Raw genomic sequence first — 19399 nt, 5'->3', positions numbered from 1 at the left:
GGAGGGAGGTCACCGGCGCCGTGCCTATCTTGGAGGGGCAGTTTCCTACCCGCCGCCTAAAGCAGTTCACTTGCCGTAGATGTCGAAGTCGAAATACTTCTTGGTGATCTCGGCGTATTTGCCGTTGTCCCGGATCGCCTTGATGGCGGCGTTGAACTTGTCCTTGAGCTCGGCGTCGCCCTGGCGCAGTCCGACACCCACGCCCGGCCCCAGCACTTCGAGATCCTCGGCGACGTCGCCCTTCAGGTCGCAGCAGGCCTTGCCCTGGTCGCTGTCGAGGAAGGTCTTCAGCGACAGCGAGTCCGCCTGGACCGCATCGATGCGCCCGGCGGCCAGGTCGGCCTGGGCTTCGTCCTGGGTCTGGTAGATCTTGATCTCGGCGGCGACGTCGGCGAAGTGCTTCTTGGCGTAGGCCTCGTGCACCGTGGACACCTGGACGCCGAGGATCTTGCCCTTCAGCCCTTCCGGCGTCGCGCCGAACTTGGCGTCCTTGGCCCCGACGATGCCGGTCGGCGTGTTGTAGTACTTGTCCGAAAAGTCGATCGACTTCTTGCGCTCCTCGGTGATCGACATCGAGTTCATGATCGCGTCGATCTTCTTGGAGTTGAGCGCGGGGATGAGGCCGTCCCAAGCGGTCATGCTGATTTCGCACTCCAGCTTGGCCTCGGTGCAGAGCGCGTTGATCATGTCGATCTCCCAGCCTCCCCACTTGCCGGAGGCGTCGGGCGAAGCGAAGGGCGGATAGGGCTCGGGCGCCATGCCCACCTTGATCGCCTGGGCGCTCGCGGTGCCGGCGAAGCCGAGCGCAAGGGCGAGGGCCGCAGTTGCAAGCAGTGCTTTCATGCTTTCACTCCCGTCTATTTCGTTGTTCGGATGTTCCCCTGATCTTCCTCCGCGCTATCCGATGCTGCGGATGAATTGCTTGAGGCGCTCCGACTTCGGGGCGCCGAAGATCTGCTCGGGCGGACCCTCTTCCTCCACCTGCCCGTTGCACAGATAGATGACGTGGGTCGCCACCTCGCGGGCGAACTTCATCTCGTGCGTGACGAGCACCATGGTGCGGCCTTCGCGGGCGAGATCGCCGATGACCTTGAGCACTTCGCCGACCAGTTCCGGATCGAGCGCCGAGGTCGGTTCGTCGAAAAGCATGACACGCGGCCGGATGGCGAGCGCACGCGCGATCGCGGCGCGCTGCTGCTGCCCGCCCGACAGGAACGCCGGGTAGACGTCGCGTTTCTCTGCAAGGCCGACGCGGGCAAGCAGGCGCTCGGCCTCGGCGATGGCCTCGGTGCGCTTGATGCCCAGCACGTGCACGGGCACCTCGATGACGTTCTCGATGAGCGTCATGTGGCTCCACAAATTGAAGCTCTGGAACACCATGCCGAGCCGCGAGCGTATGCGTTCGATCTGGCGGCGGTCGGCCGGCACGCAGTCGCCGCGGCCATTGGGCTTGAGCCGAATCTCCTCGCCATTGACCCGGATGATGCCGCTCGTCGGGTTCTCCAGGCAGTTGATGCAGCGCAGCAGCGTCGACTTGCCCGAGCCCGAGCCGCCGATGATCGCCACAACCTCGCCGTCGCGCGCCGACAGCGACACGCCCTTCAGCACATGCAACTGGCCGAACCGCTTGTGCAGGTTCTCGACGTGGATGGCTTCGGCGGCGGTGCCGTCGGTCTGGATCGGGGGCCGGGCTGCGTCGACGGCAGCCATCAGCGATGGCTCCGGCGCGTGAACGTCTTCCTGTCAGCTGGCAATCGGCTGCTCATGGTCGCGTCGCGAAGTTCCCCTGGGCGGTGAAGATGGACCTTTCGGCCTTGCGGCGTCAACGGCACCATTTCCCGCTTCTTTTGTGCGCCCATTACGGCACTTGCCGCTTTGTTATGCAAGTGTATAAATACTGGAAGGGCCAAGTTCGGCGGTTTTCCGGAAGAAGCGAAGGTGGACATGGCAGTCGCCGCGCGGAGAAAATTCCGCCGGGAAGGCGAGGAGCGCCGCCGGCAGGACCTGATCGAGGCGACGCTGGACTGCGTCGCCGAAAACGGGCTGGCTGGCGCCACGGTTCGTGCCATCGCATTGCGCGCGGGCGTCACCGCCGGGCTGATCAGGCACTATTTTCCGGGCAAGGAAGACCTGCTGCAGGCGGCCTACGCCACCGTCATGAGCCGCATGACCGAGCTGGCGAAATCGGCCCTCGAAAATGTCGAGCGGGCGCCGCGACGCCGGCTCGCGGCCTTCGTCGAGGCCAGCCTCGTGCCCCCTGTCGTCGACGCGCGTACCTTCTCACTGTGGGCGAGCTTCATCGGGCGCGCGGGTTCGGACGTCGCGCTTGGGGCGGCGCACCGTGCCGGCTATTTGGGATTTCGCGACGAGGTCGAAGCATTGGTGGCCGAGGTGCTCGCCGAGGCCGGCGGTCGGGCGGACCGGCCCGAATTGCGTCGCCACGCCATCGCCATCAACGCCATCATCGACGGGCTCTGGATCGAGGGTTGCCTCGCCGGCGACATGTTCGGCGCGAGCGAGCTGAGCGAGGTCGGCGTGAGCTCGGTAGAGACATTGCTGGGTTTGAAGTTGCGGGAGAAGGCTGCATGACGACGGTCGGCGAGGCGCTGATAGGGCTGCTCGAGGCGCATGGCGTCGACACTGTGTTCGGCATCCCCGGCGTGCACACGATCGAGCTCTATCGCGGGCTGGCAAGGTCGAGGATCCGCCATGTCACGCCGCGCCACGAGCAGGGCGCGGGCTTCATGGCCGACGGCTATGCCCGTGCCTCGGGCAAGCCGGGCGTCGCCTTCGTGATCACCGGGCCGGGCCTGACCAACACCATCACAGCCATGGCGCAGGCGCGTGCCGATTCGGTGCCGATGCTGGTGATTTCGGGCGTCAACGCCATGCCCACCCTGGGCAAGGGCCTGGGCTTCCTGCACGAACTGCCCGACCAACGCGGCATGATGGAGAAAGTGGCGCTGTCGTCGCGGCGCGTAACCGATGCAGCCGAACTGCCCGGCGCGATCGCCAAGGCCTTCGAGATTTTCGCGTTGCGGCGGCCCGGACCGGTGCATATCGAGATACCGCTCGATGTCATGGGCAAGCCGGCGGAAGGGCTGAAACCATTGCCGAAGCGTGCCGTCGCGCATGTTCCCGGCGAGCGCGCGCTTGCCGAAGCGCAGCCCCTGGTCAACGCGGCAAAGCGGCCGCTGATCCTGGCGGGCGGCGGGGCGCGCCGGGCCGGGGCTGAACTCAAGGCGCTGGCCGAGACGCTCGATGCACCGGTCGTGACCACGGCCAACGGGCGCGGACTGATGCACCGGCATCGGCTCAACGTGCCGGCAAGCCCGAGCCTCGAGGCGGTCAGGGCGTTGATGGCGGAGGCCGATCTCGTGATCGCCGTTGGCACAGAGTTCGGCCCGACCGACTACGACATGTACGGCGACGGCGGCTTCGTGATGCCGAAGAGCCTGATCCGCATCGACGTCGACGAGATGCAGCTTGGCCGGCGCCCCGCGGCGGTTTCGATCCTGGCCGATGCGGGAGCAGCACTTGCGGGGCTGGGCGCCGACATTGGCGCAGCGCGCCAGGCAAGGGGCGCCGAGCGCGCCCGATCCGCCCGCGAAGCAGCATGGCAGGAGATCGGTCCCGCCATGCGGAAGCAGGTGAGTGTCGTCGAGGCGATCCGCGACGCCCTGCCGGGCGCGATCATCGTCGGCGATTCCACCCAGCCGGTTTACGCCGCCAATCTCTATTACGACCATGACCGGCCGGGCGGCTGGTTCAACGCCGCGACCGGCTACGGCGCGCTCGGTTTCGGGCCGCCGGCGGCGATCGGCGCGGCATTGGCCGTGCCGGATGCGCCCGTCGTCTGCCTCAGCGGCGACGGCGGTTTCCAGTTCACCCTGCCGGAGTTGGGGACCGCGCTTGATGCTGCGGCGCCCGTCATCTTCGTCGTGTGGAACAATCGCGGCTATCGCGAGATCGAAACTTCGATGCTGGACGCCGGCGTCGAGCCGGTCGGCGTGTCGCCGGTGCCGCCGGATTTTGCGCTGGTTGCCCGGGCTTATGGGCTCCAGGCCGAACGCCTCACGGAAATCGCAGTGCTCGGCGGTGCATTGCTCAAGGCCCGCTCGACGGGAAAACCCTGCCTGATAGAAATCACCGTAGAATAGGCCGCGCATCGCGGCACTTCACGGGAGTTGATCGATCATGACCAAGAGTTTCGAGGGCCGGCATGTCGTCGTCACCGGCGCCACCGGCGCGCTGGGCGCCGCCGTCGCCAAGCATCTGCTTGGCGAGGGGGCCATCTGCCACTTGCCGGTCAGCCGGTCGAAAGCGCCGGATGGTTTCGAGTTCGCCGGCCATGACCGGGTCCAAATCGCAACTGACGTCGATCTGACCGACGCCAGGGCCGTAGACGCCTTCTACGACGCCATCCCCGGCCTCTGGGCCTCGATCCATGCGGCCGGCGGCTTCGACATGGGTGCGATCGAGACCGTCGATCCGGACCAGTTTGGCCGAATGATGGACCTCAACGCGGGGACCGCCTTTCTCTGCTGCCGCGGAGCTGCCCGCTCTATGCTCGCCGGCAGGGCCGGCGGCCGCATCGTCAACGTCTCGGCCCGCGCCGGCATCGAGCCGCGCAAGGGCGGCGGCATGATTTCATACGCGGCGAGCAAGGCGGCCGTCGCAGCGCTGACCGTGGCGCTCGCCGAGGAGCTGAAGGGCGCCGACATCCTGGTCAATGCGGTTGCGCCGTCGACGCTCGACACCAAGGCCAACCGCGACGCCATGCCCAAAGCGGATTTCGCCAAATGGGTCAGCCTCGAAGCCGCCGCGGCCTCCATTGCGCAGCTCGCCTCGCCGGCCAACCTGGTCACCAGCGGTACGGTGGCGGCGATTTACGGACGCGCCTGAGAGGTGGACGCGATGGCCCGGCGCTCCGCTCGAGAGTGAAACCCATCGATCTATCTACTGCGTCAGCAGGCCGCCATTCGGCACGCCGAGCAGCTTTGCCGGCAGGTAGATGACCAGCGAGGCCGCGCCCTTGATGACCTGGCCGCCGTCGGCAAGGATGGTTTCGGCCGGCGCGCCCTCGCCCCTCTCGGTAACGTCGTTCATCAGTCCGCCCTTTGCCGTCAGCGCCATCAGCGTCGGCGAGCTGGCGAAGACGCCGTGGCTGCCGCCGTCGAGATTGGACGTGTCGAGCACGGTGATGTTCTCGGCCTGGAGGGCGGCGACATCGGCGCCGGAACCGACGCGCGGGTGGCCGCCGGTTAGCCCGCCCGACAGGTTGAGCGCCTTGTCGCGCGTCGACACCAGGATCGTGAACGGGTCCGGCAGGTCGTCGATGTCGCGCAGCTGGCTCTGGAACAAGTCCATGTCGATGTCGGGCGCGGCCAGCACGAGGCCGTTGATGCGGCTGATGTATTTGTCGCGGCCGCTGAGCGACAGGCTGCGCAGCGCCTCCATCACCACGTAGCTGCCCATCGAATGGCCGACGAGCACGATGCGCTTGGCCTTGGTGCGCGCGGCGATCTCGATGGTGTCGGCGAGACCGTCGCGGCTATAGGCGGCGCTGTCGCGGTCATAGACGTAGAGCGGGAGCGAGCCGGCCGACGGCCAGGCATAGTGCAGCGCCACCGACTTGACTTTGTAGTCGTGGATGATCTGGGCGTTGCGGAAGATGCTGTCGGCGAAGTTGTTGTTGTAGCCGTGCACGAAGATGAAGATTTCGCGTTCGGCCTCGGGCCGTCGCATCAGGTCTGCGTCGAGGGCGGCGACGAACTGAGCCTGCTCGTCATAGGGCCGGAAGGTGCGGGCGACGAAGTTGCGCGCCGGGCTGGGCGACCGGCTGGCGCTCTCGACCTCGCCGGCGACATGCGTCTTCGGGATGCCGATTTCGAATTTGGCGAAGTTGAGCTGTTTGGCGCGCTCGGACGAATAGGGCAGCGACAGGTCGTTCGACCGGGCCCGCATGGTTGCGACGTAGATCGGCACGACGGCGGCGGATTCGCCTTCCTTGCCATCATTGAGGCCGAGCACGGCCCGGCCGCCGCAGCCTGACAGGACCAGCAACACCAGGACAAACGTCAGAAAACGCAACTTGGGCATGGTCAGGCTCTGAACGCGGGCAGCAAGTCCGCGATTTAAGAGCAGCAATTCCTTGTTGCGGCAACCGCGCAGGCGCCGCTGGGGCAGGCCGGCGATGAATTCTGCTTTCGCCCTGAAGCATTCCGGCATCACTTCGGCTTCGCAATCTCGTCGCGGCTGTGGCCGAAACGAAAAAAACCCGCCGGATCGCTCCGGCGGGGTTTCGATGTCAGGTGGCTTGAAGCCCGGGCTACTTAGTTGCCGCGGTTCTTCAGGGCAGCACCCAGGATGTCGCCGAGCGAAGCGCCGGAGTCGGTCGAGCCGTACTGGGCAACCGCTTCCTTCTCTTCGGCGATTTCCAGCGCCTTGATGGAGACCTGCAGCTTGCGGGTCTTCTTGTCGAAGGCGATGACGCGGGCGTCGACCTTCTGGCCGACGACGAAGCGCTCGGGGCGCTGCTCGTCGCGGTCGCGCGACAGGTCGGAACGCTTGATGAAGGTCTCGATGCCGCTTTCGACCAGGCGGACTTCGAGGCCGCCGTCCTTGATCGCGATCACTTCGCAGGTCACGACGGCGTTCTTGCGCAGTTCGCCCGACGTCGCGGCTTCGCCGACCGAGTCACGGCCGAGCTGCTTGATGCCGAGCGAGATGCGCTCCTTCTCGATGTCGACGTCGAGCACCTGAGCCTTGACCATGTCGCCACGGTTGTACTCTTCGATGACCTGCTCGCCCGGACGGTTCCAGTCGAGGTCCGAGAGGTGCACCATGCCGTCCACGTCGCCGTCGAGACCGATGAACAGACCGAACTCGGTCTTGTTCTTGACCTCGCCCTCGACCTGCGAACCAACCGGGTGGTTGCGGGCGAAAGCCTCCCACGGGTTCTCGAGCGTCTGCTTGAGGCCCAGCGAGATGCGGCGCTTGGCCGGATCCACTTCGAGCACGACCACGTCGACCTGCTGAGTGGTCGACAGGATCTTGCCGGGGTGGACGTTCTTCTTGGTCCACGACATCTCCGAGACGTGGATGAGGCCTTCGATGCCCGGCTCGAGCTCGACGAACGCACCGTAGTCGGTGATGTTCGTGACGGTGCCGGTGATCTTCTTGCCGATCGGGAACTTGGTGCCGATATCCGACCACGGATCGCTCTCGAGCTGCTTCATGCCGAGCGAGATGCGGTGGGTTTCCTGGTTGATGCGGATGATCTGCACCTTGACCGTCTGACCGATGTTGAGGATCTCGGTCGGATGGTTGACGCGGCGCCAGGCCATGTCGGTGACGTGCAGCAGGCCGTCGATGCCGCCGAGGTCGACGAACGCACCGTAGTCGGTGATGTTCTTGACCACGCCTTCGACCACCTGGCCTTCTTCGAGGTTCTGCACGATTTCCGAACGCTGCTCGGCGCGGCTCTCTTCGAGAACGGTGCGGCGCGACACGACGATGTTGCCGCGACGGCGATCCATCTTGAGGATCTCGAAGGGCTGCGGATTGTGCATGAGCGGGGTGACGTCGCGGATCGGACGGATGTCGACCTGCGAACGCGGCAGGAAGGCAACGGCGCCGTCGAGATCGACGGTGAAGCCGCCCTTGACCTGGTTGAAGATGACGCCTTCGACGCGCTCACCCTTGGTGAACTTCTCTTCGAGCTTGACCCAGCTCTCTTCGCGGCGCGCCTTGTCGCGCGACAGCATGGCTTCACCAAGCGCGTTTTCGATGCGCTCGACATAGACCTCGACGGTGTCGCCGACCTTGAGCGCGCCGTCCTTGCCCTTGGCGCCGAATTCCTTCAGCGGCACGCGGCCTTCGACCTTCAGGCCGACGTCGATGATGGCCATGTCTTTTTCGATGGCCGTGACGATGCCCTTGACGACCTGGCCTTCGCCCGAGTGACCGTCCGAGAAGGACTCTTCGAGCAGGCTCGCGAAATCGTCGCGGGAGGGATTGGCTTGTGACATTGGATCTCCTGGTGCGTCCCGCCTTGCGGGAGCGGCGCCGTGGGTTCGTGTTGCGTTGGCCTGCCTGCATTCCGGGCTGAAAGCCCTTGGCCGCCTGAAGCGGCAAATCGGCGCAAGAAGAATGCTGGCAAGTCGGTTTAGCGGTGAAATCCGAGGATTTCGGCCTATTTCCAGCTTCCGAGGACCCGATCGACGATGTCCCTGGCTGCAGAAAACGCGGCTTCTATATCCATTTCCGACGTATCGAGCAAGTGCGCGTCGTCGGCGGGCCGCAATGGCGAATCGGCGCGGCCGGTGTCGCGCTCGTCGCGGCGCTGGATGTCGGCGAGGATGCCGGCGAAATCGGCGGTGCCGCCATTGGCTTCGATCTCGGCCAGACGGCGCTGGGCCCGCACTTCGGCGCTGGCCGTGACATAGAGCTTCACGTCGGCGTCGGGGCAGACGACGGTTCCGATGTCGCGGCCGTCGAGCACCGCCCCTTGCGGCGCGCGTGCGAACTCGCGCTGCTTGTCGACCAGGATCTTCCGCACTTGGGGAATGACGGCCACCTTTGAGGCTGCCTCGCCGACGGCATGGGCAGAGAGCACCTTGCGGTCGAGCTGCCCGAGATCGACCAGCTTCGCCGCTTCGATGGCGTGGCCGACATCGTCGAGCGGCCAGCCCTTCTCAATCAGCATCTGCGCGACCGCGCGATAGGTCAGTCCCGTGTCGAGCAGCGCCAGGTGGTAATAGTCGGCCAGGCGGCGGGCGAGCGTGCCCTTGCCGGCGCCCGCCGGTCCGTCGATCGCGATGGTGATGGAGTTCGGCATCGTTCGTGCGGTCCGCCTTTCAGATGCTGCGCATGAGGCCGCCGTCGACCCTGAGGCTCTGGCCGGTGATGTAGGCGGAAGCCTCCGAGACAAGGAACGCTATGGTCGCGGCGACCTCTTCCGAGCGGCCGTAGCGCTGCATCGGCACGCCGGCGCGGCGCTCGTCGGTCTGCGGCAGGCTGTCGATCCAGCCCGGCAGCACGTTGTTCATGCGCACATTGTGCTGGGCATACTGGTCGGCGAAGAGCTTGGTGTAGGCGTTGAGGCCGGCGCGCGCCACGGCCGAAGTTGGGAACATCGCCGCCGGCTCGCTGACCCAGGCGGTCGAGATGTTGACGATGGCGCCGCCCTTCTGCTCGACCATGATCGGAGCCACAAGCCGCACCGCGCGCACGACATTCATGAAATAGACGTCGATGCCGGTGTGCCACTGCTCGTCGGTGATCTCCAGAAGCGGTGCGCGCGGCCCGTGGCCGGCGCCGTTGACCAGCGCGTCGATGCGGCCCCACTTGCCCATGGTCAGGTCGACGAACCGCTTCAGGTCGTCGTTCGACTGGTTGGAGCCGGTGAAGCCGATGCCGCCGAGCTCCCTGCCCAGCGCCTCGCCCTTGCCTGAGGAGGACAGGATGGCAACCGAATAGCCGTCCGCCGCCAGCTTGCGCGCTGCGGCAGCCCCCATGCCGCTGCCGCCGCCGACGATCATGGCTACCTTGCTGGTCATGAGATGCTCCTTCGCGTGGGGATCAGGCGACAGTCTGGTCGATCTCCGCCCCGAGATCGGCCATCAGGCCCATGAATTCCGGGAAGCTGGTGGCGATCATGGCCTGGTCATCGACGGTGACAGGCTTTTCGGAGGCGAGGCCCATGACCAGGAAGCTCATGGCGATGCGGTGGTCGAGGTGGGTCTTCACCACGCCGCCGCCGATGCCCTTGCCGCCGGGGGTGCCGCGAACCGAAAGCGTGGCTTCGCCCTCGGTGCAGTCGACGCCGTTGGCTTCGAGGCCGCGGGCGACGGCGGCCAGGCGGTCGGATTCCTTGACGCGCAGCTCTTCCAGACCCTGCATCAGCGTTTCGCCCTCGGCGAAGGAGGCGGCGACCGCGAGCACGGGATATTCGTCGATCATCGACGGCGCGCGTTCGGCCGGCACCTTGACGCCCTTCAGTTCCGAGCCGCGCACGCGCAGATCGGCCACGTCCTCGCCGCCAGCATTGCGCCGGTTGAGGATGTCGATCTTGCCGCCCATCTCGATCAGCGTGGTGATGAGGCCGGTGCGGGTCGGGTTCATCAGCACGTTTTCGATGGTGACGTCCGAGCCCGGCACGATGAGGGCGGCGACCAGCGGGAAGCCCGCCGAGGACGGATCGCCGGGAACGGCGATGACCTGGCCGGTCAGCTTGCCCTGACCCTCGATGAAGATGTGGCGCACGCCCTGTTCGTCGGTCTCTACCTCGATGTTGGCGCCGAAGCCCTTGAGCATCTTTTCGGTGTGGTCGCGCGTCATGACGGGTTCGATCACCGTGGTGATGCCCGGCGTGTTGAGGCCGGCGAGCAGCACCGCCGACTTCACCTGCGCCGAGGCCATCGGCACGCGGTAGGTGATGGGGGCTGCCTGGCGCGGGCCGCGCAAGGTCAGCGGCATGCGGTCGCCGGGCGCGGCGTCGATCACCTGCACGCCCATCTGGCGCAGCGGGTCGAGCACGCGGCCCATCGGCCGGCCCGACAGCGAGGCGTCGCCGATGAAGGTGGTTTTCATGTCGTAGGTGCCGACCAGGCCCATGGTGAGCCGCGAGCCGGTGCCGGCATTGCCGAAATCGAGCGGGCCTTCGGCCTGGAGCAGGGCGCCGTTGCCGGTACCCTTGATAATCCATTCGCCGCCGCTCTTTGTTATTTGGGCGCCCATCGCCTTCATGGCTTCGCCGGTGCGCATGACGTCCTCACCTTCCAGCAGGCCGGTGATGCGAGTTTCGCCTGCGGCGAGGCCGCCGAACATGAAGGACCGGTGCGAGATCGACTTGTCGCCCGGGACGCGGGCGGTTCCGGACAAGGGTTGCGACTTCCGGGCGACGGCCGGCTGCGGCACGGCGTTGTGCGACATGATTGTTCCTCTTGCGGAATGCCTTGGGCGGGCTTTCCCAACGATTGCGGCGGTGTCGTAGCATCGATTGCCATGGCGGTCATCCCCCTTGCGCGGCAAGGATTTGCGGCTCGGCCGAATCGCCCGGCATTTGGCTTTGACAGCGCCGCAAACTGCCGCTAAGGGGACCAACTTCTACAAAGACGAGGCCTGACGTGGCAAAATCCGAGCTTGGCACAAAGCGTATCGACCCGGAAACGGGCCGCAAATTCTACGACCTGAACAAGGACCCGATCGTCTCTCCCTACACGGGCAAGACCTATCCGCGTTCTTACTTCGACGACGGCAAGGCGCAGATCCTCGATGAAGAGGAAGACGTCGACCAGAAGGAACTGGATGCCGAGGACGAAGGCGCGGAAGTCGTTTCGCTGGAAGACGCCGACGACGAAGCCAAGGGCGGTTCCGACGACCTGCCGGATATGGGCGACGACGACGTCGACCTCGGCGACGACGACGACGACACCTTCCTCGCCGACGAGGAGGAGGAAGACGACGACGTCTCCGACATGATCGGCGTCGGCGACGACGAAGACGAGATCTGACAGGCCTTTGGGAGAAACCGAAAAAAGGTTTCGAACAAGGCTTGCCAAGGGCAGAATGCGGCGCTAGAAGCCGCCCTGCAAATACGGCGCGGGCCACAAAATCCGCGCCGACCTCTTCGCCGGAAACGGCGCCGGCTCAATGCCGGGTGTGGGGCCATAGCTCAGTTGGGAGAGCGCTTGAATGGCATTCAAGAGGTCGTCGGTTCGATTCCGATTGGCTCCACCAAATCTTCTTCCGCTTGCTTGATTTTCTACTGGTCGGCATGGAAATGTCCGTGGTCCGGCCGCTGGTGTTCGCATTTGCCGTCAACCAAAGCGCCATTCTGACGATGAAGCCCCGAGAAGGCGGCTTCTCGTTCTTTTCGATGTCGATGGTATGCGCTGAACCGCAAGCGTTGCTGCGGTCGGGCCACCGATTCGCTGGCCTTGCCATCGGCTGACAGAATCGCTCTTGCAATTCATAATTCACTAGAATGAAAATGAAATTCATGCTATGAATATAGCATACTCGGATTTGGGTCGATAGGACGACCGCTTCCGAACATTCGCAGGCACAACAATCCGTAGCTTCGCTGAAGCGGTCCGCGCTTCAGGCGGATAGCTTTTGACTGGCGAAGACCATGAGCACCGTATCGTCGTTTCTCCAGCTTATCGCGCTGAGCGCATGCCTCACCGCTTACGCCTGCTCGGCTGGCGCGTTTCCAATTCCGGGCGTCCGCCGCGCCATGCAGACGATGGCGGGAGCCGGCCAGGTCGTGGCGGTGGAGAGCCTGGGGCAATCGTTTCCGGCGTGAACTTACCGGGCGCGGTTCGACGGTTCTCCGACCATGCAGAAGCCTTTGGCGCGCATCGCCAGGCACCTGCGAGCCGGTCGTCACATTCCATTCCCAAATGCAACTGCGCGGGCCACCACCAGCCAAGTCCGCCTTGGCGGTCTGCGGTTGAAAGCACGGCTGCTTGCCGCGAGGCGATTGCTGCGCGAGGCGCGCGGTAGGGCGGGCATGCGCCCCTGGTTCGTCTCCGGCGGGCCAGGCTGGAAGTGCGGTTTTGAGCCCCCCGCTGTTTCTCATGGGGCGCGCCGCCGATTGGCGACGACTCGTGACGGGAGGTGTGGCCAAAGCTGGAAGCTTGTGCTATTTGTTGCGAATGGTTTGCAATTGCAGAAAGGTGGAGGCGTGCGCGAAACGAAACTGTGGCTGCGGCAAAAGATCGATCGGCGGCTGCTTCTTGCGGGTGGGCTCGCTGCCGCTGGTGGCACGGCGATTGCGGCGGGCGCCGCCCGCGGCGAATCCGGGCATTCCGGCCATGGTGCCATGACGGCGCCCGGCGGAGCGGAGCCGCCGGTCCACAACGCTGCTCATGGCGCGATGATCACCGTCGGCGAAGTCGACGACGCGCGCAACGGGTTTGATCCCGAACTGATCCTTTCGGAATGGGAGACCGGCACGGTGTCCACGCTGCCCGACGGGCGGACGCTGCGCACCTTCGAGCTGACGGCCGAGGACAAGGAGATCGAGATCGCGCCCGGCATCTTCTTCCCGGCCTGGACCTACAACGGCCGGGTGCCGGGCCCCGCGCTGCGGGCGACCGAAGGCGACAGGTTGAGGGTCGTCTTCAAGAACGCCGGCTCGCACCCGCATTCCATCCATTTCCATGGCATTCACGCCGCCCGCATGGACGGCGTGCCGGGTGCCGGACTGATCGGGCCGGGTGAGGAATTCGTCTACGAATTCGACGCCAGGCCGTTCGGCTGCCATCTCTATCACTGTCACGCGCTGCCCTTGAAGCGGCACATTCACAAGGGCATGTACGGCGCCTTCGTGATCGATCCGGACCCAACCCGGCATCCCGACTACGAGGCGGTCGCCCGTTCGCGGCTGCTCGGCAGCCCGGAGAACGCGGGCTGGCAGGAATTCGTGATGGTAATGAACGCCTTCGACACGAATTTCGATAACGAGAACGAGGTCTACGCGGCCAACACGATCGCCCACGCTTATGCGAAAAAGCCGATCCGGGTGGTGAAGGACAAGCCGGTCCGCGTCTATCTCATCAACGTGGTGGAATTCGACCCCATCAACTCGTTCCATCTCCATGGCAATTTCTTTGACTACTACAACCAGGGCACGACGCTGACCCCGACGCTCCGGACGGTCGACCTGATCACCCAATGCCAGGCCGAGCGCGGCATCCTCGAGTTCAGCTTCAAGGAGCACGAACCCGGCCTTTACATGTTCCATGCCCACCAGTCGGAGTTCACCGAACTCGGCTGGGTCGGCATGTTCGATGTCGTGGAGGCCATGTCGTGAGCAACATCGCCGGTTCTTCCCCAGATTCGGGCGCCACGGTGCGGCGCCGCGCCTATCTGCTCTGGATCGCCGTGCCGCTGGCCATCCTTGCGCTGGCGATCGGCTGGCTGATTTCAGCCGATCCCCTGTCCGGATTCCGCAACGGCGCGCCGCCGGTCGAGGCGCTCACCTTCGAGCGCACGATCCTAGACGGCAACGGCATCCGCGTGCTTGTGCGCGCCGGCGGGTCCGAGCCTATGAACATAGCCCAGGTCCAGGTGGACGACGCCTACTGGCAGTTCACCCAGCAGCCTTCCGGCCCATTGGCGCGCGGGGATACGGCCTGGATCAGCGTGCCTTTTCCCTGGGTGCTGGGGGAGGCGCACGCGATCAACATCGTCACCAATACCGGCGCGACATTCGCGCATGAGATCCCTGTGGCGGTGCCGACGCCGACACGGGACACCATAAGCCTGACCTCGCAGATCCTGTTGGGGGGCTTCGTGGGGATCTTGCCTGTCGCCATCGGACTGATGTTCTACCCGGCTCTGCGTGGTGTCGGACGCGACGGAATGACCTTCCTGCTTTCCCTGACCGTCGGCCTGCTCGCATTCTTGTTCGTGGACGCCTTCGCAGACGCACTCGAACTTGCAGGCGAAGCGGCGGCCCTGTTCCAGGGCTCGACGATGGTCGTACTGGCTGCGACCGCCAGCTTCCTGTTGCTGCTGGCGGTCGGCCGCTGGAAGGGAGCGCCGCGGGGATTGGCCCTCGCAACCTTCATCGCGCTCGGCATCGGGCTTCACAATCTCGGCGAGGGGCTCGCGATCGGCGCGGCGTTCGCGGCGGGTGCTGCGGGTCTGGGCACGTTCCTGGTGCTCGGTTTCACCTTGCACAACATCACCGAAGGCATCGGCATTGCTGCGCCCATTCTCAAGCAGCGCCCGCCGCTGTGGGCGTTCGCGGCGCTGACCCTGCTCGCCGGCGCGCCTGCGGTCGTCGGGCTATGGATCGGCAGCCTTGCCTACGCGCCGCAATGGTCAGCGCTGGCCTTGGCCATCGGCGCCGGCGCGATCCTGCAGGTTATCGTGGAGGTAGGGGCGATGCTTGCGAGAGATCACGGCGAGGGATCGCGAGCGCTCCTGGCTCCCAGCGCCATGGCCGGCTTGCTCGCCGGTGCCGGCTTTATGTACGCCACCGCCATGTTGGTGAAGATCTAGGGGGCGCGGCAGCCTGACGGGCTGCCGCACGTGCATCTCGAAGCCGGATCGGCGCTTACCGGGCATTGGGCGGCCCGGCCACGATGGCCGGGTCGAAGGACGGGCACGGTGCCGGCTCCCCAGCCATCCTTCTGCGACCGAAGTACGGCAAGCCGGCTGGCTGCGGTTGGGGTATGGTGAGCCGACGAGTCCCTGGAGAGCCTCATGACCGACACCTTCACCGCAATGATGATCGAGGACGTCGACGGCAAGCCGCGTGCCGGCTTCCGCGAGATCACCAGGGCGGACCTGCCCGACCACGACGTCTTGGTCGAGGTCGCCTATTCGAGCCTCAACTACAAGGACGGCCTCGCCATCTCCGGCAAGGGCCGCATAGCCCGCCGCCTGCCGATGGTCGCCGGCATCGACATTGCCGGCACCGTCGTCGAATCACGCTCGCCCGCCTGGAAGCCCGGCGACCGCGTCGTCGCCAATGGCTGGGGCATGTCCGAGACCGAATGGGGCGCCTATACCCGCTTCCAGAGGTTGAAGCCGGAATGGCTGATCCCCCTGCCCGACGCCTTCACCATGGAGCAGGCGATGGCCATCGGAACCGCAGGCTATACCGCTGCTCTCTGCGTCGATGCGCTCGAGGCCTGGGCCACCATCCAGCCGGGCAAGGGCGAGGTGCTGGTGACGGGTGCCGCGGGCGGCGTCGGCTCCACTGCCGTCAGCCTGTTGTCGTCCAAGGGCTACAATGTGGTCGCTTCGACCGGGCGGGCCGAAACGCATGACTATCTGCGCGGACTGGGCGCCGCCTCCTTCGTCGATCGCGCCGAGCTCGCCGGCGAGGTGAGGCCGTTGCAGAAGGAGCGATGGAGCGGCGCCGTCGATTCGGTCGGATCGACCACGCTTGCCAACGTGCTGGCGCAGACTGTCTATGGCGGCGCGGTTGCCGCCTGCGGCCTGGCCGGCGGCGCCAACCTGCCGGGCACCGTTATGCCCCATATCCTGCGCAGCGTGGCGCTGATTGGCGTTGATTCCGTCTTCGCGCCCTTGGCCAGGCGCCAGAAGGCCTGGCAGACGCTGGCTGCCCATCTCGACCGGAACAAGCTGGCGGCCATGACCGAAGTGCACCCCATGAGCGAACTGCCTGCCCTTGCCGAACGCATCGTTGCCGGCCAGGTGCGCGGCCGGGTCGTCATCGAGGTCAGCGTTTGAAGGGTTCAGCCGGCGTGGCGATGCCAGCGCAGCGACATGCAGGACAGGCCGGCGTCGATCTTGCCGATCTCGGTGGTCTTGAGCGGCACGACTTTGTAGCCGAGCTTGTCGAGCATCTCGATGGTGCGCGGATAATCTGACCCAACCATCACCACGCCGTTGACGCGCAGCGCGTTGGCCGCCGGCTCCTCGCCCGCGGGTATCGTCACCTGGCGAAAACGTGAGAACACGCCCGAGCGCCCCAGCCTTTCGGTGGTCAGCATCGTCTCGTCGTCGAGCAGCGAGCAGTCGGTCTTGAAGTGCAGCACGCCTTCGGGTGTCTGCACGATCTCGCCCTTGCGCCCGAGGCGCTCGAGGCTGGCAATGAGGCCATCGGCGCCGGCGCGGTCGGTGCGGGCCGACAGGCCGATCATGACGCTTTTCGGGGTCGTCAGCACGTCGCCGCCGTCGGCGAAGCCGGGCGTGGGCAGGTCGAGCACGGTGCCGAACATCGCCTTCAGCGTCGGCGAGATCTCGGCGGTTTCCCTGACGCGCGTCTCCGCGCCTGGCCGGAGCAGGATCGCGCCTTCGGGGAAGACGAGAGCCGGGTCCTCGACGAAGATCGAGTCCGGAAACGCTTCCAGCGCCGGCAGCACAGTCACCTCGACGCCGGCCGCCCGCATCGCGGCGATGTAGGCGGCATGCTCTGATCTCACGCCCTCGTAGGTCGGGTTGCCGCGGTCGTCGGCGCGCAGGCCGTTGACGACGGAGCGCGACGGCTCGCGCACGATCGCTGCGTTGAATTCGTAGACGGCTGGCCTTGATGTCATGTCGCTGCGCTCGCTCCCAATATCCAGCTCAACCTGCCCGAATTGGCGGAGCCTGTCGACGGGCACGGCATGGTCCGGAAGTGGCGTTGACGCGCGCCTTACTGCCCGCGCGCGCGGCGAAATTCGCTCGGCGACTGGCCGGCGATGCGGCGGAAGTCGCGGCTGAAATGATAGGGGTCGGCATAGCCTGAACTCATTGCCACGGCCGAGATCTTGGCGTCGGAGTCCGTGAGCAGCCGCTTGGCGAGGTTCATGCGCTCGTGGCGTATCCAGTCCATCGGAGTGGTGCCGGTCTTCTGGCGGAACTGGCGGTGCAGCTGCGAGGCGCTCAGGCTGGAGATCGCGGCCATGTCTTCGATCTGCCAGTTGCGGGCGATGTCGGCCCGCAGCGCCCGCATCAGCCGCTGGATGCGCTCGCCGCTGTCTTCCACCTGCTCGCCGCGCTCGGCGACAAGCTGCGCCACCAGCTGGCCGACCACGGCGCTCGACAGCGCATCGGTGGTCTGGCTCCGACGCGCCAGCATGTCGATCGCCTGCTCGAACAGCGGCTCGGCCGAACTCGGCCCCGAAAAGACCGGCGACTGGACAACGCGCAGGAAGGCAAACACCGCGTCGAACCCGTGGCCGTCGATGCTCATCCAGAGATACTGCCAGTGGTCGGCGTCAGGGTGGCAGCCATGGGAATATTGCATCGCCGTGTCGAGCCAGACGACGCTGCCGGCCTCAGCGGCGAAGCGCTGCCCCGCGACCTCGATCAGGCCACGCCCGGAGATGGTCAGGATCAAAGTGTGGTGATGGAAGCGGCGTGTCACCAGCCCGTTTTCGGCGGTGAAGCGGGTGCGCCCGGCGACCAGGATCTTGTAGGGATAGGCTTCCGCATGCCGGCCCGGCGTGTGGAACAGGATCTCGTCGCTATACCGGTCGGTCATTTTTGCGCAGGCCGATGATGCAATCTGTTGCCTGCGTTGTAGCGGCATGTGGATGACGATGCGAGTTTTATCCATCATTGCGCGACTGCGGTGCATTCCTATCGGCAGGATTGCAGCTAGCCTGGGCAGGCTGCCGCATAGCGGCGGCAATCCATATCCATTGGAGCGACCAGATGGCGACCGCTACCCCAAAGGCAAGCGTATCCGGCACGGCATTCGAGCCGCTGTCGACCGCCTTCGCCCAGAACCCGTACCCGGCCTATGCGGCGCTGCGCGACATGGGCGAGCCTCAGTTCTTCCCCGATTTCGGCATGTGGCTGGTCGCCCGCTTCGACGACGTCGCTGCAATCGCCCGCGACAATTCCATGGTGCGCTCGCCCGAGTTCTTCATGTCGCATCAGGAGATCGAGGCCGAGAAGCGCGCCCAGAACTGGCACGACATGCCGCACCATTCCCGCTTCGTGCAGTTCTCCATGCTCGACAGCGACGGCGCGGTGCACGACCGGCTGCGCAAGCAGGTGTTCCGCGAGTTCACGCCCGCCTTCATCGCCCGCCAGCGCGGCATGATCCAGAGCTTCGTCGACAAGCTGATCGACGGCCTGATCGACAAGGGCGAGATCGACTTCGTCGAGGACCTCGCCGCCCAGGTGCCGGGCCACATCATCGGCCGCGTGCTCGGCGTGCCGGACGAGGATTGCCCGCAACTGCGTGGCTGGTCGGAAAAGGTCGTGCAGTTCTTCGACATCAACCGCACCGACGTGCGCAAGGCGCTGGCCGAAAAGGCGACGACCGAGTTCTATCACTATCTGCAGAAGCTGATGGCCGAGCGCCGCGCAGCCCCGCAGGAAGACCTGATCACCCGCCTGATCGCGGCGCAGGATGCCGGCCACCTCAACGAGGACGAACTGGTCTCCACTTGCATGCTGATCCTGATGGCCGGCCACGGCTCGACCATCGACGTGTTGGGCTCGGGCATGCATGCGCTGCTGCGCTTTCCCGACCAGATGGAGCGCCTGCGAACCGACCCGGGCCTGATCCACACGGCGATCCAGGAGATGTTCCGCTTCGAATCGCCGCTACCGTTCTTCCATCGCTATTCGACCACCGACTGCGTCGTCGGCGGCAAGACGTTTGCGCGCGGCACCAAGTTCGGCCTGCTCTACGGTGCGGCCAACCGCGACCCCCTGGCCTTCGGCGACGATGCCGGCAGCTTTGATGTAGGCCGCAACCCCAATCGTCACCTCGCCTTTGGCGGCGGCGCCCATTTCTGCCTCGGCAATCATCTGGCGCGCCTCGACATGGAGGTGATCTTCACCACGCTGATCAAGCGGCTGAAGTCGGTCTCGCTGGCCGAAGCCGAACCCCAATACAAGCCCGGCCTGTCCGTGCGCGGCCCCAAGGCGCTGCGCCTGACGCTGACCCCGGCCTGATCAAGGAGAT

Annotated in this window: 19 protein-coding genes and 1 tRNA gene; 11 read left to right on the top strand and 9 right to left on the bottom strand. The window is 65.7% G+C overall.

From position 1 onward, the window contains the following. Positions 1-66 precede the first annotated feature (66 nt). Together J2X50_RS16300 and J2X50_RS16295 are read right to left on the bottom strand one after the other, a co-directional pair. Positions 67-843: a transporter substrate-binding domain-containing protein gene (locus J2X50_RS16300; protein WP_429096561.1), complete on the bottom strand. Its 777-nt coding sequence runs from the start codon at positions 841-843 to the stop codon at positions 67-69. A gap of 54 nt (positions 844-897) precedes the next feature. Beyond that, positions 898-1710 carry an ABC transporter ATP-binding protein gene (locus J2X50_RS16295; protein ID WP_429096560.1) on the bottom strand — a complete coding sequence of 271 codons (813 nt, stop codon included), beginning with the start codon at positions 1708-1710 and terminating at the stop codon, positions 898-900. Positions 1711-1944: 234 nt separating this feature from the next. Here J2X50_RS16295 and J2X50_RS16290 point away from each other — a divergent pair, with 234 nt between their 5' ends. From J2X50_RS16290 to J2X50_RS16280, 3 genes are read left to right on the top strand one after another with little or no spacing between them, the layout of a single operon-like run. Further along, entirely contained in the window at positions 1945-2589 is a 645-nt protein-coding gene (locus J2X50_RS16290; RefSeq protein WP_429096674.1) for a TetR family transcriptional regulator C-terminal domain-containing protein, read from the top strand. Beyond that, positions 2586-4160, top strand: coding sequence for a 5-guanidino-2-oxopentanoate decarboxylase (locus tag J2X50_RS16285; protein ID WP_429096558.1), 1575 nt, complete (start codon positions 2586-2588; stop codon positions 4158-4160). Before J2X50_RS16290 ends, J2X50_RS16285 begins: the two co-directional genes overlap by 4 nt. A gap of 37 nt (positions 4161-4197) precedes the next feature. Beyond that, entirely contained in the window at positions 4198-4905 is a 708-nt protein-coding gene (locus J2X50_RS16280) for an SDR family NAD(P)-dependent oxidoreductase (RefSeq protein WP_429096556.1), read from the top strand. Positions 4906-4959: 54 nt separating this feature from the next. Here the strand turns inward: J2X50_RS16280 and J2X50_RS16275 are convergent, their stop codons facing one another. From J2X50_RS16275 to aroA, 5 genes are all read right to left on the bottom strand, one after another. Next, complete coding sequence (locus tag J2X50_RS16275) at positions 4960-6102, bottom strand: alpha/beta hydrolase (RefSeq protein ID WP_429096673.1); 1143 nt, start codon at positions 6100-6102, stop codon at positions 4960-4962. 233 nt (positions 6103-6335) lie between these two features. Beyond that, the gene (rpsA, locus tag J2X50_RS16270; RefSeq protein ID WP_429096554.1) at positions 6336-8033 is read right to left on the bottom strand and encodes a 30S ribosomal protein S1; all 1698 of its coding nucleotides are present in this window, start codon (positions 8031-8033) and stop codon (positions 6336-6338) included. Positions 8034-8197: 164 nt separating this feature from the next. Then, positions 8198-8842, bottom strand: a complete 645-nt coding sequence (gene cmk / locus J2X50_RS16265) for a (d)CMP kinase (protein ID WP_429096552.1) — start codon at positions 8840-8842, stop codon at positions 8198-8200. A 19-nt stretch (positions 8843-8861) separates the two neighbouring features. After that, the gene (locus J2X50_RS16260; RefSeq protein ID WP_429096550.1) at positions 8862-9563 is read right to left on the bottom strand and encodes an SDR family oxidoreductase; all 702 of its coding nucleotides are present in this window, start codon (positions 9561-9563) and stop codon (positions 8862-8864) included. A gap of 22 nt (positions 9564-9585) precedes the next feature. Further along, a complete protein-coding gene (aroA, locus tag J2X50_RS16255) occupies positions 9586-10938 on the bottom strand; it encodes a 3-phosphoshikimate 1-carboxyvinyltransferase (RefSeq protein ID WP_429096549.1) in 1353 nt (450 codons plus the stop codon). A gap of 194 nt (positions 10939-11132) precedes the next feature. Between aroA and J2X50_RS16250 the strand changes: the two genes are divergently transcribed. From J2X50_RS16250 to J2X50_RS16220, 7 genes are all read left to right on the top strand, one after another. Next, positions 11133-11519: a TIGR02300 family protein gene (locus J2X50_RS16250; protein WP_429096548.1), complete on the top strand. Its 387-nt coding sequence runs from the start codon at positions 11133-11135 to the stop codon at positions 11517-11519. A gap of 150 nt (positions 11520-11669) precedes the next feature. Beyond that, positions 11670-11745, top strand: a tRNA-Ala gene (locus J2X50_RS16245). A 13-nt stretch (positions 11746-11758) separates the two neighbouring features. Continuing rightward, on the top strand, positions 11759-11959 hold the full coding sequence (locus tag J2X50_RS16240) for a hypothetical protein (protein ID WP_429096546.1): 201 nt from the start codon (positions 11759-11761) through the stop codon (positions 11957-11959). 180 nt (positions 11960-12139) lie between these two features. Next, positions 12140-12313 (top strand): hypothetical protein, encoded by a 174-nt coding sequence (locus tag J2X50_RS16235; protein WP_429096545.1) that lies wholly within the window; start codon positions 12140-12142, stop codon positions 12311-12313. A gap of 381 nt (positions 12314-12694) precedes the next feature. Further along, complete coding sequence (locus J2X50_RS16230; protein ID WP_429096672.1) at positions 12695-13825, top strand: multicopper oxidase domain-containing protein; 1131 nt, start codon at positions 12695-12697, stop codon at positions 13823-13825. A 5-nt stretch (positions 13826-13830) separates the two neighbouring features. Continuing rightward, positions 13831-15021 (top strand): metal transporter, encoded by a 1191-nt coding sequence (locus J2X50_RS16225; RefSeq protein ID WP_429096670.1) that lies wholly within the window; start codon positions 13831-13833, stop codon positions 15019-15021. Positions 15022-15225: 204 nt separating this feature from the next. Next, entirely contained in the window at positions 15226-16221 is a 996-nt protein-coding gene (locus J2X50_RS16220) for an MDR family oxidoreductase (protein WP_429096543.1), read from the top strand. Positions 16222-16226: 5 nt separating this feature from the next. On the opposite strand, the gene J2X50_RS16215 is transcribed toward J2X50_RS16220, so the two are convergent. Continuing rightward, positions 16227-17030 carry an arginine deiminase family protein gene (locus J2X50_RS16215; RefSeq protein WP_429096541.1) on the bottom strand — a complete coding sequence of 268 codons (804 nt, stop codon included), beginning with the start codon at positions 17028-17030 and terminating at the stop codon, positions 16227-16229. A 98-nt stretch (positions 17031-17128) separates the two neighbouring features. Next, positions 17129-17959, bottom strand: a complete 831-nt coding sequence (locus J2X50_RS16210; RefSeq protein ID WP_429096540.1) for an AraC family transcriptional regulator — start codon at positions 17957-17959, stop codon at positions 17129-17131. A 173-nt stretch (positions 17960-18132) separates the two neighbouring features. On the opposite strand from J2X50_RS16210, the gene J2X50_RS16205 reads away from it, so the two are divergent. Next, entirely contained in the window at positions 18133-19389 is a 1257-nt protein-coding gene (locus J2X50_RS16205; protein ID WP_429096538.1) for a cytochrome P450, read from the top strand. Positions 19390-19399 lie beyond the last annotated feature (10 nt).

Origin of the sequence: Aminobacter sp. BE322, assembly GCF_050433525.1 — a bacterium.
Taxonomy (GTDB): Bacteria; Pseudomonadota; Alphaproteobacteria; order Rhizobiales; family Rhizobiaceae; genus Aminobacter.
Note: the sequence above shows the minus strand (reverse complement) of the source record. Positions and strands in the feature narration are given on the sequence as shown.